General features: G+C 52.2%; 16 protein-coding genes and 1 riboswitch. Of the genes, 10 read left to right on the top strand and 6 right to left on the bottom strand.

The genetic code is table 11. From position 1 onward, the window contains the following. Positions 1–23 precede the first annotated feature (23 nt). Complete coding sequence (rsmD, locus tag Q0L28_RS00165; RefSeq protein WP_296629904.1) at positions 24–599, top strand: 16S rRNA (guanine(966)-N(2))-methyltransferase RsmD; 576 nt, start codon at positions 24–26, stop codon at positions 597–599. Between the two features lie 89 nt (positions 600–688). On the opposite strand, the gene Q0L28_RS00160 is transcribed toward rsmD, so the two are convergent. The 4 genes from Q0L28_RS00160 to Q0L28_RS00145 are packed head-to-tail and all read right to left on the bottom strand — an operon-like array spanning position 689 to position 4,593. Then, positions 689–1,963 (bottom strand): citrate synthase, encoded by a 1,275-nt coding sequence (locus Q0L28_RS00160; protein ID WP_296629901.1) that lies wholly within the window; start codon positions 1,961–1,963, stop codon positions 689–691. A 30-nt stretch (positions 1,964–1,993) separates the two neighbouring features. Further along, positions 1,994–3,118: a succinyldiaminopimelate transaminase gene (dapC, locus tag Q0L28_RS00155; protein WP_296630207.1), complete on the bottom strand. Its 1,125-nt coding sequence runs from the start codon at positions 3,116–3,118 to the stop codon at positions 1,994–1,996. Next, positions 3,118–3,435: a ferredoxin gene (gene fdxA / locus Q0L28_RS00150; protein WP_296629899.1), complete on the bottom strand. Its 318-nt coding sequence runs from the start codon at positions 3,433–3,435 to the stop codon at positions 3,118–3,120. Before fdxA ends, dapC begins: the two co-directional genes overlap by 1 nt. Positions 3,436–3,465: 30 nt before the next feature. Next, the gene (locus Q0L28_RS00145; RefSeq protein WP_296629897.1) at positions 3,466–4,593 is read right to left on the bottom strand and encodes a PIG-L family deacetylase; all 1,128 of its coding nucleotides are present in this window, start codon (positions 4,591–4,593) and stop codon (positions 3,466–3,468) included. A 95-nt stretch (positions 4,594–4,688) separates the two neighbouring features. On the opposite strand from Q0L28_RS00145, the gene efeU reads away from it, so the two are divergent. Then, the gene (gene efeU, locus Q0L28_RS00140) at positions 4,689–5,507 is read left to right on the top strand and encodes an iron uptake transporter permease EfeU (protein ID WP_296629895.1); all 819 of its coding nucleotides are present in this window, start codon (positions 4,689–4,691) and stop codon (positions 5,505–5,507) included. A gap of 63 nt (positions 5,508–5,570) precedes the next feature. On the opposite strand, the gene typA is transcribed toward efeU, so the two are convergent. Continuing rightward, entirely contained in the window at positions 5,571–7,484 is a 1,914-nt protein-coding gene (gene typA / locus Q0L28_RS00135) for a translational GTPase TypA (RefSeq protein WP_296629893.1), read from the bottom strand. A 129-nt stretch (positions 7,485–7,613) separates the two neighbouring features. Here typA and Q0L28_RS00130 point away from each other — a divergent pair, with 129 nt between their 5' ends. The 7 genes from Q0L28_RS00130 to Q0L28_RS00100 all read left to right on the top strand — a co-directional run bounded on the left by Q0L28_RS00130 (position 7,614) and on the right by Q0L28_RS00100 (position 13,765). Beyond that, positions 7,614–7,985 (top strand): DCC1-like thiol-disulfide oxidoreductase family protein, encoded by a 372-nt coding sequence (locus Q0L28_RS00130; RefSeq protein ID WP_296629891.1) that lies wholly within the window; start codon positions 7,614–7,616, stop codon positions 7,983–7,985. Beyond that, positions 7,969–8,718 (top strand): CPBP family intramembrane glutamic endopeptidase, encoded by a 750-nt coding sequence (locus tag Q0L28_RS00125; RefSeq protein WP_296629888.1) that lies wholly within the window; start codon positions 7,969–7,971, stop codon positions 8,716–8,718. Before Q0L28_RS00130 ends, Q0L28_RS00125 begins: the two co-directional genes overlap by 17 nt. Before the next feature lie 29 nt (positions 8,719–8,747). Next, a riboswitch (cobalamin riboswitch) is annotated at positions 8,748–8,869 on the top strand. An 86-nt stretch (positions 8,870–8,955) separates the two neighbouring features. Next, positions 8,956–9,936: a hypothetical protein gene (locus Q0L28_RS00120; protein ID WP_296629886.1), complete on the top strand. Its 981-nt coding sequence runs from the start codon at positions 8,956–8,958 to the stop codon at positions 9,934–9,936. Beyond that, positions 9,936–10,472, top strand: a complete 537-nt coding sequence (locus tag Q0L28_RS00115; RefSeq protein WP_296629881.1) for a cobalamin biosynthesis protein — start codon at positions 9,936–9,938, stop codon at positions 10,470–10,472. The genes Q0L28_RS00120 and Q0L28_RS00115 overlap by 1 nt, the downstream gene beginning before the upstream one ends. Next, complete coding sequence (locus Q0L28_RS00110; RefSeq protein ID WP_296629879.1) at positions 10,459–11,418, top strand: energy-coupling factor transporter transmembrane component T; 960 nt, start codon at positions 10,459–10,461, stop codon at positions 11,416–11,418. Before Q0L28_RS00115 ends, Q0L28_RS00110 begins: the two co-directional genes overlap by 14 nt. Further along, positions 11,415–13,004: an ABC transporter ATP-binding protein gene (locus Q0L28_RS00105; protein ID WP_296629877.1), complete on the top strand. Its 1,590-nt coding sequence runs from the start codon at positions 11,415–11,417 to the stop codon at positions 13,002–13,004. Before Q0L28_RS00110 ends, Q0L28_RS00105 begins: the two co-directional genes overlap by 4 nt. Further along, entirely contained in the window at positions 13,001–13,765 is a 765-nt protein-coding gene (locus Q0L28_RS00100; RefSeq protein ID WP_296629873.1) for an ECF transporter S component, read from the top strand. The genes Q0L28_RS00105 and Q0L28_RS00100 overlap by 4 nt, the downstream gene beginning before the upstream one ends. Positions 13,766–13,768: 3 nt before the next feature. On the opposite strand, the gene Q0L28_RS00095 is transcribed toward Q0L28_RS00100, so the two are convergent. Then, positions 13,769–14,194: a DoxX family protein gene (locus Q0L28_RS00095; RefSeq protein WP_296629870.1), complete on the bottom strand. Its 426-nt coding sequence runs from the start codon at positions 14,192–14,194 to the stop codon at positions 13,769–13,771. Positions 14,195–14,331: 137 nt separating this feature from the next. Here Q0L28_RS00095 and Q0L28_RS00090 point away from each other — a divergent pair, with 137 nt between their 5' ends. Next, the gene (locus Q0L28_RS00090) at positions 14,332–14,724 is read left to right on the top strand and encodes a hypothetical protein (RefSeq protein WP_296629867.1); all 393 of its coding nucleotides are present in this window, start codon (positions 14,332–14,334) and stop codon (positions 14,722–14,724) included. Positions 14,725–14,726: the final 2 nt, after the last annotated feature.

The raw sequence follows: 14,726 nt of genomic DNA, 5'->3' as shown, positions 1-14,726 counted from the left end.
CACAGCGATAGGCTTGGCGAGTTATGACACGAATCATTAGCGGCATCGCCGGCTCAAGACAACTCACCAGCCCAGCAAAGGCAACTCGCCCAACCAGCGATCGCGTGCGTGAATCAATTTTCAACCGCCTCTCATCACGCAATCACGTGGATGGCTTGCGCGTGCTTGACCTATACGCAGGCACCGGCGCACTCGCCCTTGAGGCTGTTAGCCGTGGGGCCATCTATGCAATGTTGGTTGAACGCGATGGCAAGGCCGCCGCAGTGTGCGTTAAGAACTGCCAGATGATTCAAAAGGCGATGGAAAAAGAGGGCTTCTTTGACCAGGTGACCAAAGTTGCCAACAAAGCTGTTTCCAAGTTTCTTGGTGAAGACACCCTTGAATACGACTTGGTCTTCATCGACCCTCCATACGAAATTGACAACGAAGAAGTTACCGAAAACCTAACTGCGTTGTTGCCTCGACTATCGAACGACGCGGTTGTTATGGTTGAGCGTTCAAGCCGCAGCCCGATGCCAGAACTGCCATCGGGTTACGAACTCGATGAAGAAAAGTCTTATGGCGACACAGTCATTTATTGGCTGTCGAAATCGGCGTAGCCGACCAACACAGTCGTGTATTGGTTAATAAAGAAGTAAGTGCTGAGCTAAAGAAAAACCCTCCGATTTCTCGGAGGGTTTTTAAACATCTAGATTGAGCGCTCTGGCTTGCCGATGTAAATCTGCTGCGGGCGACCAATCTTGGTGGCTGCATCAGCGTTCATCTCGCGCCAGTGAGCAATCCAACCTGGCAAGCGCCCGACTGCAAATAATGCAGTGAACATGTGCGGTGGGAATCCGAGGGCCTTGTAAATGACACCAGTGTAGAAATCAACGTTTGGATACAAACGACGCTCTTGGAAGTAAGGATCAGCAAGAGCAGCAGCCTCAAGTTCTTTGGCGATGTCTAGCAGCGGGTCTTTGACTCCAAGCTCAGAAAGCACCTGGTCGGCAGTTGCCTTAACGATGCGTGCGCGAGGGTCAGTGTTCTTATATACGCGGTGACCAAAGCCCATCAGACGAATTCCAGCTTCTTTGTTCTTGACCTTGTCTACAAAGTCTTGAACGCTCATGCCTGAATCGTGAATCTCTTGCAACATCTGCAACACAGCTTCGTTTGCGCCACCGTGCAGTGGGCCAAACAAAGCATTGATGCCGGAAGAGATTGAAGCAAACAGGTTTGCCTGGCTTGAACCAACAAGACGAACGGTTGAAGTTGAACAGTTCTGCTCGTGGTCAGCGTGCAACACCAAAAGAGTTTCCATCGCCTTGGTGACGATCGGGTTCTGCTCGTACGGCGCAGCCATGTTGCCAAAGTTCAAGTGCAAGAAGTTTTCTACATAAGACAACGAGTTGTCTGGGTATAGAAGAGCCTGGCCCAAGCTGTTCTTGTGAGCATAGGCAGCCAACACCGGCAACTTTGCCAACAGACGAATTGTTGAAAGCTCAACCTGCGCGGCATCGTGAGTGTTGAGAGAGTCTTGATAAAAAGTTGAAAGCGCAGAAACACCGGCTGCCAAAACTGCCATCGGGTGCGCGCTCTGTGGCATAGCCTCAAAAAGATTCTTGAGCGCTTCGTTGATAAGCGTGTGTTCACGAACTTCGTCTTCGAAGGTCTTGAGCTGCTCGGCAGTTGGCAATTCGCCGTAAATCAAGAGCCATGAGGTCTCAAGAAAACTCTTGTGACCGGCAAGCTGCTCGATTGGGTAACCGCGGTGGCGCAAAATTCCTTTGTCGCCATCAATGAATGTGATCGCCGATTTGGTCGACGCGGTGTTTACGAATCCAGGGTCAAAAGCGGTAAGACCGGTTGTTGCGGTTAGCTTCGAAATGTCCACTGCGTCGTGGCCATCTACGGCTGAAATTACTGGAAACTCGGCGGTTATGTCGCCATAGGTGAGTGAAACTTTTTCGCTCGAGGTCATCGAAGCTCCTAGTGCTGTTTTTATGCCCGATTAGGCCTTGGATAAGCCTATGGCATCACGAAGGCGTGTTGCTGCCTCTGCGATTTTGTCATCGGTTGCGGTGATCGAGAACCTTACATAGTCGGTGGAATGTTCGCCATAGAAGGTGCCTGGAACCACAACGATGCCCAAATCGGCCATGCGATCAACGGTCTTCCAGCAGTCCTCACCGAGAGTAGCCCATAGGTAAAGGCCAGCCTCGCTGTCGGCAAGCTCAAATCCATAGGCACGAATCGCGCTTAGAAGCACTTCTCGGCGTTCGCGGTAAATTTCTTTGGCAATTGCAACGTGTTCGTAGTCGCCAAGTGCAACAACCATGGCTCGCTGAACCGGCGCAGGGGTGTTAAGACCACTGTGCATGCGCAGGTTTACCAAAGCCTTAATCAACGAAGCCTCGCCAACCGCAAAAGCGGCTCGATAACCGGCCAAGTTGGACTGCTTACTTAGTGAGTAAACCGCAAGAATTCCTTCGTGTGAACCACCACAAACGCGAGGGTCGAGCACGCTCGGAATTAACTTGTCAGACCACTCACCCCAACCAAGTTCTGCGTAGCATTCATCGCTCGCAAGCAACGCGCCAAGTTCGCGTGCACGGTCAACAGCTGCTTTCATTTCGGCAACGTCAAGAACGCGACCATCAGGGTTGCCGGGTGAATTAATCCAAATTAGTTTTGCGTTTGCCGGCCACTGTGCTGGGTCGTCTTCAGAAACAATTTCGGCACCACACATTGCGGCACCAACGACATAGGCGGTGTAAGCAACCTTTGGCTGAACCACAACATCGCCAGGACCAAGACCCATAAGCAGTGGCAACCACGAAATCAATTCTTTTGAACCAATGGTTGGCATAACTTGATCGGCGGTTAGGCCAACAACACCGCGACGTCGTGCAAACCATTCAACAACGGCATTTTTAAATTCGAGCGAGCCGCCGGTAGATGGGTATCCCGGCGCGTTTGATGATGCGTTTAGCGCATCTTGAATGATCGATGGAGTTGGATCAACTGGTGAACCGACTGAAAGATCAACTGCACCGCCGGCATGCTTTGCAGCTTTAGCTGAATATGGCTTTAGTTGCTCCCACGGATACTCCGGCAAGCGGTCGAACACGAGAATTAAGCCTGTTGTGGAAGAGCGGTAACCACTGGGTGGTCACCAGGAATGACGCCAACCTTGGCAGCGCCGCCAGGTGAGCCAACCTCGTTGAAGAACTCAACGTTGGCCTTGTAGTAGTCAGACCACTGAGCTGGGAGGTCGTCTTCGTAGTAAATCGCTTCTACTGGGCAAACAGGCTCACAGGCACCACAGTCAACGCACTCATCTGGGTGGATGTAAAGCATGCGGTCACTTTCATAGATACAGTCAACCGGGCACTCCTCGATGCATGCCTTGTCTTTAACATCTACACATGGCAGCGCGATTACGTAAGTCACTTTGAACCCTCTCGATTACTGGTCTCTATATTAACGGTGGCCACGAGAACTGCGGCGCCACGCGCCAGCCTGAATTTTCGGAAAAATAATCACTAGCGCACAAACACCGATTGAACCGTAGGCCCAAATATTGCTAAGCAGCTGGTCTGGGATAAATACTTCGCCACCAATTTGTCGCTGTGCCATCCAAAAAACAGTCGCAGTTAAAGCGCCGCTGAATACATAGAGTGCGCCTCGAGAGCCACGAAGCAATCGCAGGGCCAGAGCGGCAGAGCCAGTCATGGCAAGCGCAACCACCAAACCAATAGGTGTTGATGAATCGTCGTTTGCGCGCACCAGGTGAATCAAGGTGCCAAAGAGGCCAAAAATTACACCCAGCGGCAACGCCCAAAAGAAAGTTAAGAAGGGCTTGAACTGAGCAATCGAACTTGGATGAGCAAGCCGCACGCGCTCTGGGCGGTCATAACGAACATATTTGCCCGGCACCACCGAGTAGGTCTCGGCACTGACTGCTACCTGACTGGCATGAGCTTCGAGTGCGGATTTCTTAATCAGCGCGGTTTTGGCGTCGCCAATTTCGGCATCAAATTTCTCTCGTGGTTCGGCAACGACCCAAAACTGTGGTGCTCGCTTAGTTTGACGGGCAACCTCGCGCACCGCCATGGCAGATGCTTCGTAGGCCTTCTTGTGATCTGGGTGACCAAATCCCCCGCGGCGGTTATAGGTGAGCACCGCGTCCGGTTTAAATTCGAGAATCGCTTTCACCACATCGTCTGCAATAACGGAGTTTGAAGCGGCCGAGAGCGCGAGCTCATCCAAGTTTTTAGGTTTGATTGGTTTGCCAAAAGCGTTGATGCGCATGCCTGAATCTAGGTAGGCGCGGGTGCCGGCAAATGCGTGCTTCACTGGGCCGAAAGCCTTTAGCGCCTCGATAAGTTCGGTGCGGCGAAACGCACCCATGGCCGCAAAATTGCCCTCTAGAGGCTTTAGCTCGGCAAGCTTCACCTTGCCGCGTTCACCGCGAGTGAGGGTCAAAACCATCACCTCGGATTTCTTCGCGATGCGGTCGGCAATGATGTGACCGGTGTAAAGGCTCTCGTCATCTGGGTGCGCGTGAACAATAAGCAGTCGTGTTGGGTTGAATTGAGGCTTGGCCATACAAACACTTTATGTGATTTGGAAATAATCCTTGCCAACTTAGGGTTGCCTAACTTAGTGTTACCTAAGTAATCCCCCTGAAAGGTAAAAATCAATTGCTCGCTAACTTCTTGATCGGCCTTCGCGAAGGCCTTGAAGCCGCCCTCATCGTTGGCATCCTCGTTGCCTACCTAGTGAAACTGGGCCAGCACAAAGGCCTGCGTGCCCTGTGGGTGGGAGTGATTTCAGCAATTTTGGTTTCGATCGGCATTGGCGTCTTCTTGACCTATGTGGTGCAAGAGGTTCCAGAAGGAACCAACGAAATCATCGCCGGTTCGGCCTCGATTATTGCCGTGGTGTTCGTCACCTGGATGATTTTCTGGATGGCCAAGCAGAGCAAGAACCTGGGAGGCGATCTTCGTGGCCGCATCGACAAGGTTAAAGAAGGTTCAGCCGTTGGCCTTACCGCGGTGGCATTCTTTGCAGTGATTCGTGAAGGCGCCGAGACTTCCGTGTTCATCTGGAGTGCCGCTCGTTCGACCGGCACTGACACCAACCCTGTGTTCGGTGCAATCTTGGGATTGCTCACCGCGGCAGTGCTTGGCTACTTCATCTACCGCGGTGCTGTGAAACTAAACCTCAGCGTATTTTTCAAATACACCGGCGCATTCCTTGTGATTGTTGCTGCTGGCATTTTGGCTTACGGCATTCACGAATTCCAAGAGATCGGCTTCTTGCCGTTCCTAACTGCAACCAGCTATGACGTGAGCAACGTTGTAGTCAAGGGTGGCGTGCTCGACACAATTCTTCGCGGCACAATCAGCTTTAGAGCAACACCGAGCCAACTAGAAACTTTGGTATGGGCGCTGTACTTCATTCCAACCGCAATCATCTTCTGGAACCGTTCAAAGACCAAGAAGAAGGTTGCTGCCTAAGGCGCAAACTTCAAAATAAAAAATCCCTGCCGAATAATTCGGCAGGGATTTTCTTTTTAAGACTTATTTAGAGTCGCTGGCATTCTTGCGCTGTGAGTATAGACGCGCACGAACGTTTGCATCTAGCTCAACCTTGCGAATGCGGGTTGCCTCAGGAGTAACCTCAACACACTCATCTTCACGAGCGAATTCAAGACACTCTTCTAGCGACAAAGTGCGTGGTGGGGTTAGTGACTGGAATTCGTCAGAAGAAGCTGCACGCATGTTGGTGAGCTTCTTTTCCTTGGTGATGTTGATGTCCATGTCGTCGGCGCGTGAGTTCTCGCCAACAACCATTCCCGCGTAAACCTCGCTGGTTGGCTGAACGAAGAATGAACCACGCTCTTGCAAACCAATCATCGCAAACGGAGTAACTACACCGGCACGGTCAGCAATTAGTGAACCGTTGTTGCGAGTCACAATCTCACCTGCCCAGGCGTCGTATCCAGCTGAAATTGCGTTAGCAATACCGGTTCCCTTGGTCTGAGTTAGGAACTCGGTGCGGAAACCAATAAGTCCGCGGCTCGGAACACGGAACTCCATGCGCGTCCAACCGGTTGAGTTAGAAACCATGTTCTTCATCTGACCCTTGCGAGCAGCAAGTAGCTGAGTCATTGAACCCAAGAACTCTTCTGGAACATCGATGGTTAGGTCTTCGTAAGGCTCATGCAACTTGCCATCGACGCGCTTGGTAACTACCTGAGGCTTACCAACGGTTAGCTCGTAACCTTCGCGACGCATCTGCTCAACCAAAATCGCAAGAGCAAGCTCTCCACGACCCTGAACTTCCCAAGCGTCTGGACGCTCGGTAGGCAAAACCTTGATTGACACGTTACCGATTAGCTCTTTGTCTAGACGGTCTTTCACGAGACGTGCAGTTACCTTTGCACCCTTGACGCGACCAGCCAATGGCGAGGTGTTAATACCAATCGTCATAGAGATAGCTGGGTCGTCAACGGTGATCATTGGCAACGGGCGAACGTCGTTAGGGTCGGCCAAAGTTTCACCGATAGTGATCTCCTCGATGCCGGCAACCGCAACGATGTCACCTGGGTTAGCTTCTTCGGTTGGAAAACGCTCAAGCGCCTTGGTCTTTAGAAGCTCAGTGATCTTTACGTTCTGAGTGGTGCCATCCTGACGAACCCAAGCAACCTGCTGACCCTTCTTAAGAGTTCCGTTGAAAATACGAAGCAACGCAAGTCGACCCAAGAATGGAGATGCGTCAAGGTTGGTGACGTGCGCCTGAAGTGGAGCCTCGTCGTCGTACTTTGGAGCCGGGATGTACTTCATGATTGCGCCAAATAGTGGCTCAAGGTTTTCGCCCTCAGGCATGGTGCCATCGGCAGGCTTGGTAAGTGATGCAATACCAGCGCGACCAGATGCATAAATAATTGGCAACTCAAGAATGCCGTCGATGTCTAGATCTGGAACAGTGTCGTGAAGATCAGATGCAAGACCCAATAGCAAGTCGTGAGTCTCTTCTACAACCTCGTCGATGCGAGCATCCGGGCGGTCAGTCTTGTTAACCAACAAGATCACTGGAAGCTTTGACTCAAGCGCCTTGCGCAATACGAAGCGAGTCTGAGGCAGTGGACCTTCAGATGCGTCAACCAAAAGCACAACGCCGTCAACCATTGAAAGACCGCGCTCAACCTCGCCACCGAAGTCGGCGTGGCCTGGGGTGTCAATAACGTTGATGGTGATTTCTTTGCCGCCAGAGTGCTCGCCCTTGTAGGCAATCGCGGTGTTCTTGGCAAGAATGGTGATTCCCTTTTCGCGCTCAAGGTCACCTGAGTCCATTACGCGTTCGCCCACTGCGGCGTGGTCGCTGAATGAACCGGTCTGGCGAAGCATCGCGTCAACAAGTGTGGTTTTTCCGTGGTCTACGTGGGCAACAATCGCTACGTTACGCAAATCATCTCTGGTGGCCTGAGCCATAAGAACATCCTCTTTTGAGCGCGCGAGATTTTTTGCCTGCGCGTTTAATGAAATTAGGGGGTGCAGAACTGCATCTTTGAGGCCCCTGCACCTACATTCTAACTGCCCAAACGGGGTTAGCCTAGAACCGTGAACGAGTCTGCGACCCTTATCTACGACGGCGATTGCGCCTTTTGTCGCCAGTCACTGCGCTGGGGCATCGATCACCTGCCCTGGTTCAGTCGCTATGTGGCGTTTCAAAAAATAAACCCCGCAGATTACGGCCTGACCGAAGCTCAGGTTCGCGAGCAGATTTGGCTGGTTGATGGCGAAAAACGCTTGGGTGGCCACCGCGCAGCAGCCTGGATTCTGAGCCAACAACCCACCTACGGCTGGCGCCTGCTGGGTTCTCTAATTACCTTCTACTCCCCTGTTTCGGCGTTGGTTTATGCCTGGGTTGCCAAGAATCGCCACCGTTTGCCTGGTGGCACCAAGGAATGTTCAATTGACGACCGCCCGTAAGCCACTGGTAGCCGAGCTCGCCATTGTCTTTGCCCTGAGCCTGGGCGCATCCGCGGTTTATTCGATAGTTTCACTGATTGCCAAGCTCACTGCCCCGAGCGGCCTGGCAAACCAAGTGACCACACTCAACCCCTCGATGGCCCAACGTGAATGGCTCGACCTCACCTATCAACTGCTTGGGATAGGTTTTGGCCTGGCGCCGGTGGCCCTGGCGCTGTTTTTGCTTTGGCAAACCAACGGAAATCCATTTGCCCGAATCGGCTTGAATTTCGCGCGGTTCGGCCAAAGTGCGGTTCGCGGCTTGGCGCTGGCGGCTTTGATTGGTGTGCCCGGAATCGGGCTTTATTTGCTGGCGCGAATCTTGGGTTGGTCGTCGAAGGTTGTGCCGGCCGAGTTGCCGAGCTATTGGTGGGCGGTGCCGGTGTTGCTGCTGGCAGCAGTTCGCGCCGCACTTCTCGAAGAAGTGATCATGGTTGGCTACCTTTTTGATCGGCTCGAGAAACTCGGCGTGAGTTTTCGTTGGCAGTTGCTGGGTTCGGCTTTGATTCGAGGCAGCTACCACCTTTATCAAGGGTTTGGTGGCTTTATTGGCAACGTTGCCATGGGCTTGGTTTTTGGTTGGGCCTATCGCCGCTGGGGTCGAGTAATGCCACTGGTGGTTGCACACTTTGTGTTAGATGCCGTGAGCTTTGTTGGCTTCGCCTTGGTTGGCAAGTCGCTTCATTTGCCATAACTTTTGCCTGCTATGTTTATCGAGTTGCCCTCATGGGCAACAGCTTTTGTTTTGAGCAGGGGAAGCCAGTGAGAATCTGGCGCTGACCCGCAACCGTGATTTGAAGTTCGCTTCAACAGTCGGAATGCCTGCAAAAAACAATTGACTCCATATTTACCGTCGAGGTCTACGGTCGGAGTCGAATGGTGTCAAACCTTTCGCCTTCGCACTCAGATCGCATGAAGCGAAAGGTTTCGAATGTTCGAAGCTAAATCTGGGTTGCGCAAATTAGCGGCAATCACAGCAATCACAACACTGGCACTATCAATTCCCCTTGCAGCGCAAGCAGCGGAAACTAAATTCCCTGAGACAGTTACTTTCTTGGCTGGTGCATTTGGCACCGACGGCAAGAAGGTAGATCTTTATGGAAAAACCGAGTGGGGCGTAACCCTCGAGTCGATGATTCAGCTAAAAGCTGGCGGTCGCTCACTTACCAAACAGCTACCTGCGGTTCAAAATGTTTTGGCCAGCAGCCTGAATGCAATTGGAAACAAAGCGGCTCCTGGTTTTCTAACCAACGCCGATGGCACTCTTAAAGTTGGTCGCGCAGGTTTGTTCCTGTTCGCTAGCGAAGCACTTGATGTGCCAAACAACGCAGTTCGCGCAATGGTTTTCAAGAAACTCAAGGCAGTTACCAACGCGACCACCGGTGAGATCACCGGAGTTGCGGCTGGATCAATCGATTACGCATGGGCATCGCTCGGCTTGAACAGCTACGACGAAAAGTCATTGGCCAACAAAGTTGTTTTGCAGATGCTGAAGCAACAACATGCTGATGGTGGATTTGGCTCTGGTGGCACTGACAGCTCTGCAGATGCAACCGGCTTGGCCCTGCAGGCTATTTCGCTCTACAAGACCTTCGGCAGCAAAGACCAAGATGCTCTTCGTCTAGCCGCAACCAAGACTGCTGTGGCCTACCTGCGTTCAACCGATGTTGCAAACAATCACTGGGATGCCTACGGTGAAGCATCGATCAACTCAACTGCCTATGCGGCGATGGGCCTAAAGGCAGCTGGAGCGAAAATCACCGCTTACTCGGCTTGGCTGCAGTCAAAGCTTGCGCCAACCGGTGGTTTCAAAACCTCATGGTCAGCTGGCCTAGGTGATGTTTACTCAACCTCTCAGGGCTATGTGCCACTGATTGGTTTGAGCTACCTAGATCTGATCAAGAAAAACTAATGCGTAATCGCCTGCAGAAAGCTGCCGTTGCGCTGATTGCCATTTCGGCAATTGGCTTAAGTGGCTGCACGCTTTCTGCAGGCGAACCCGCGCAAACGCCCAGCAAGGTTTACAACTCTTCCAGCGAGAGCCACGTCACTCTGGTGATTGACTTTGGCAAAGATTCGAATCGCGAAGTCATGGTTCGCAACGATGTTGCGGTTGACGCAACTGCAAAGAGCTGGCAATTATTTGAAGCGGCCGACTTAAAGGTTGAAGGCACTGGCGATAACCCAAGTGCGTTCGTCTGTCGCATCGAAGGTTGGCCAAGCGTTGCCGAACAAGACTGCCAAGATACGCCAACCTACGCCGAGGGCAACTGGGCCTATTTTGTGACTAACCCAAACCTAGGCCCCGGATGGCTCTTAAGCCCAATTGGTGCAGCCGGCCACTCGGTGGTTTGCGGTGGCTACGAAGCATGGGTGTGGGTTGCACCTAACCAAAGCTCAAACGACGTGCTGCCAAGATTTGAGCCGAAGACTCGTGGCTGCGCTTAAGGCATCTAACTTTGAGCCGGCAACCTGGTGGGTGCTGGGCATTTGTCTTGCATTCGCTAGCGGCATGACATCCAACCCACTTATCTTGATCAGCACAATCGCATTTTGTGTCGCAGTTATTCTGATTGCGCGCGAACCAGCTCCTTGGTCACAATCGCTGAAGTTTTATTTGGGCCTCTCCGCTTTCATCTTGCTAACCCGCGTTGCCTTTCGAATTGTTTTTAATTACTCGGCACCTGCTGACGACACCTTGCTGCAGCTGCCTGCCCTTGAAATCAATCTCGGTCTCGGTGGTTCAATTTCAATGCTCGGCAACGTTTCTGCCGCTTCACTTGGTGCAGCATTCGCAGATGGCCTGAGACTTTCGGCAATCATTTTGAGCATTGGTCTTGCCAACACTCTGGCTAACCCTCGCAAACTTTTAAAATCAACGCCGGCTGCTCTTTATGAAATCGCAAGTGCCATTTCGGTGGCCATCAACCTAGCGCCACAGTTAATCGAGAGTTTGCAACGAGTGCGCCGAGCCAGGTCTTTGCGCGGTCGCAGCAAAGGCCTTGGTGCCTTGGCCGGCACGGTTATTCCAGTGCTTGAAGACACCATTGACCATTCACTTGCATTGGCCGCCAGCATGGATGCGCGAGGATTTGGCAGACGCGGAACCATGTCGCGGTTTGAGCAAACACTAGCTCGCCTGATGAGCCTTGGGTCGCTGCTAGCAACCTCAATGGCGATTTACCTGTTTTTAGTCAATGGCCAGTTGCAACTCTTGGCACTGGCCCTGGGTTTGTTGGCCGTAGCCTTTGCCGCAATCGCCGTGCGCATCACCTCACGCAAGAGCAACCGAACCCGATTGATCAAAGCCAACTGGCAGTCACAGGACTTTGCCGTGATGGCATTCGGCGGAGTGGCAATTTTTGGCGCAATCATGCATTGGTGGTTGCCTTGATAAAAATCGCGGATGTTTCTTTTAGTTATAAGGCCAGCGATTCGCCAAACCTAAATCGTGTAAACCTGCAAATTGAATCAGGTGAATTTGTTTTGGTTTGCGGGCCTACTGGCTCAGGAAAGTCAACTTTGCTCAAGGTCATCAACGGATTAGCTCCACACTTCACCGGTGGCAAATTCAAGGGCAGCATCAAGCTGGATGAAATTGAGATTGCCAGCAAGTTGCCACATGAGCTCTCCGACAAAATCGGATTTGTAAATCAACAGCCCGAGTCGGCATTCGTTGCTGACACTGTGATTGATGAACTTGCCTACGGGCTTGAGCAACTTGGAGTTGCACCTGCCGAGATGCGAGTTCGCATTGAGCAGATTGCTGCTCAACTGGGCATCGAGAAACTTCTGCACCAACCACTCGGATTTTTATCCGGGGGCCAACAACAACGTGTTGCAATAGCTGCAGCACTCGCCGCAGGACAAAAAGTTTTGTTGCTTGATGAGCCAACCTCGGCACTTGACCCGCAGGCTGCGTTAGAAATTGTGAAAACACTCAAGCGACTCTCGAGTGAACTGGGCATCACCGTGTTGTTAGCTGAACACCGCATCGAGCGCGTTGTTGAGCAAGTTGACTCAGTAATTGTGGTGCACGGCGATGGCTCGGTAACTAAGGGCGCAGCCCGCGAACAATTCAACGACTACCGAATGGTTCCTCCGGTAATTGAGTTGAGTCAAAAACTTGAACTGCTGCCACTGGCAACTACTGCCGCCGAAGCTCGCAATGGAATCGGTGAGCGTCTTTTTGAAATTAGACCGCGGCTTCCGATTGCCGAGAATGCAGCCAAGGACTGGGCACTCAAGATCAATGAGCTGTCGGTTCGCTACCAAGACGAGATTGCCCTGCAACCATTCACTGCAACCGTGAACCAAGCGCAAATCACTGCAATCATGGGGCCTAACGGCTCAGGCAAAACCAGCTTGCTTTGGGCCCTTCAGGGTTCAGGGCTGCGCTCCACCGGCACCGCAATTACACCTTGGGGCGACTGCGCATCAATGCCAACGGATGAGCGCCTATCCGTGGTGGCCATGGTGCCGCAAAAAGCATCAGACCTGCTGTTTCTAAATTCACTCGCCCTGGAGCTTGAAGAATCAGACCGGTTCGCCAAGGTATCCCCCGCCACCACTGCTTCGCTTTTTGAAAAACTTGCCGGCCGCATCGACCCAGCAATTCACCCGCGTGATCTTTCTTCTGGTCAACAGTTGGCTTTGGTGCTGGCCATTCAACTAGTTAAAGGCGCCAAGATTTTGTTGCTCGACGAACCCACTCGCGGTCTCGATTACGCGGCCAAGCAACAGCTCGCCGACCAGTTAATCAAACTTCGCCAGATGGGCAAATGCATTGTGCTGGCCTCTCACGATGTTGAGTTTGTGGCACTTGTTGCCGATGAGGTTATTCAGTTGGCAGCAGGCCAAATGGTGTTCAGCGGCAAAACCGAAATTGCTCTCGGCGCAGAATCTGATCTGGCAACCCAGGTGGCTCAGATTTGCAATCAACCAGGATTACTCACCGTCGCTCAGGTGGTGCTGTCATGAAAACATCTGCACTATCCAAAGTGATCATTGGTGCCGCTGGCCTAACCTCGCTTTTGATGTTTACCTGGCCTTTGTTTATTGGCTCGACGGCAGCCAACGAAGCCGTGGTTGCCCAAACAGCTTTTATTTTGCTGATGCCGATGATTTTGGTTTTGATATTGGTGGAGTTTGCCACCGGCGGAATTGACTCAAGGCACCTGGCAATTTTGGGAGTGCTCACGGCGCTTAACGCGGTGGTGCGAATGCTGGGCGCTGGCACCGCCGGTGTTGAAACGGCGTTTTTCATCATCATCATCAGCGCATCTGTTTTTGGCAGTGGCTTCGGCTTTTTGCTTGGCACAACTTCGTTGCTCGTGAGCGCACTGCTCAGTGGTGGCGTTGGCCCATGGTTGCCATTTCAAATGATGGCTGCCGGATTAATTGGTCTTGGCGCCGGCTTCATTCCCAAACCAAAACGTCGCTGGTTGCTGCTCACCGCATTGATTGGCTACGCAACAATTTCGAGTTTTATTTACGGCGGATTAATGACGATGTGGAACTGGCCATTCTTGGCTGGCATCGGCAGCTCAGTCTCATACGCAGCCGGCGAAGGTGTGGGCGCGAACATCCTGAGGTTTATTAATTACGAACTACTCACCGGTGGGTTGATTTGGGATCTTGGTCGAGCAATCACTACGAGTGTTTTGATCTTGGTAACGGCACCAGCCCTGCTGGCCACTCTCAATCGAGCAGCAAACAGGGCTGGTTTTGAAAAGCTTTAGACCTTAGCCAAGCACTGGCAGAGTTACGAATGCCTGAAGCACGCCAGCAACAACTGCGGTTAGGAACATCTGGGTGTTGATCTTCCAGGTGTACTTAGCCTCGCCACGAGCTGCGTGCATGATGAATGCAACAAGCATGGTTAGAGCAAGACCGGCTGCAGCTGCAACACCAATCCACTTTGAAGCAACTGACAAGTCACCGGTGGTCACGTATGCGCCGATTGGAGCAAGCACAACACCAATTGCGCCAAGGATCTCTAGCCAAGCAACTAGACGAACGGTGCCTAGAGGGGTCTTCTCAACCCAGCCCATGCCTGCGCCCAATAGAACTTCCTTTGAAGCCTTTGACTTGAATGAGCCAGCTTTCCAGAAGCCAAATGCGCTGAATGCTGAAACCGCTAGGGCGGCGATTGCGATAACGATGTTCATGAAATTCCTTTGAATTAGTCTTGAGTTTCCGAGAAATCGGATTTACAGTTGATAAGTAAAGCACGGGTTTACTAAATAAGTCAAGTAGGCCTTTACAAAAGTGGTAGAATTAATCGAAAGTTTAGAAAAGAGCCACCATGGAGATCAAAGCCCTATGTGAGCGCCAAGGCGATGGTTGGCTTGTTGCCGTGCCAGAACTGGATAACTTTCGCACCACGGCCAAACGCCTAGACAAGGCCACCGAGCAAATCAAGGCATTAGCCGAGAACCTCACCGGTGAGTCAAAATGCGACATCGTGGTGAAGGTTGAGGCAGTTATGCCCGGCATCATCTGCGACATTGAAGCTGCTCAGCAAAAGATGGCCGATGCCACTCGCCTGCAAGAAGAAGCCTCTGCCGAGATTCGCGATGTAGTTGGTCGCATGCGTGACCGCGGATTAACCATGCGAGACATTGCCGTGTTGTTGGGTGTAACTCCTCAGCGCGTTGCCCAGTTGGCACCTTGTGCCGAAGTTGAGCAATCAGCCTAAAA

It is taken from the genome of Rhodoluna sp., assembly GCF_024639375.1.
Classification (GTDB): Bacteria; Actinomycetota; Actinomycetes; order Actinomycetales; family Microbacteriaceae; genus Rhodoluna.
The sequence above is the reverse complement of the archived record's forward strand: the minus strand, read 5'-3'. Positions and strand labels throughout refer to the sequence as shown.

Bases quoted from the DNA above. Each gene is read 5' to 3' on its own strand.
- rsmD (WP_296629904.1), top strand. From the start codon at position 24: ATGACACGAATCATTAGCGGCATCGCCGGCTCAAGACAACTCACCAGC.
- Q0L28_RS00160 (WP_296629901.1), bottom strand. From the start codon at position 1,963: ATGACCTCGAGCGAAAAAGTTTCACTCACCTATGGCGACATAACCGCC.
- Q0L28_RS00145 (WP_296629897.1), bottom strand. From the start codon at position 4,593: ATGGCCAAGCCTCAATTCAACCCAACACGACTGCTTATTGTTCACGCG.
- typA (WP_296629893.1), bottom strand. From the start codon at position 7,484: ATGGCTCAGGCCACCAGAGATGATTTGCGTAACGTAGCGATTGTTGCC.
- Q0L28_RS00120 (WP_296629886.1), top strand. From the start codon at position 8,956: ATGTTCGAAGCTAAATCTGGGTTGCGCAAATTAGCGGCAATCACAGCA.
- Q0L28_RS00115 (WP_296629881.1), top strand. From the start codon at position 9,936: ATGCGTAATCGCCTGCAGAAAGCTGCCGTTGCGCTGATTGCCATTTCG.
- Q0L28_RS00100 (WP_296629873.1), top strand. From the start codon at position 13,001: ATGAAAACATCTGCACTATCCAAAGTGATCATTGGTGCCGCTGGCCTA.
- Q0L28_RS00095 (WP_296629870.1), bottom strand. From the start codon at position 14,194: ATGAACATCGTTATCGCAATCGCCGCCCTAGCGGTTTCAGCATTCAGC.
- Q0L28_RS00090 (WP_296629867.1), top strand. From the start codon at position 14,332: ATGGAGATCAAAGCCCTATGTGAGCGCCAAGGCGATGGTTGGCTTGTT.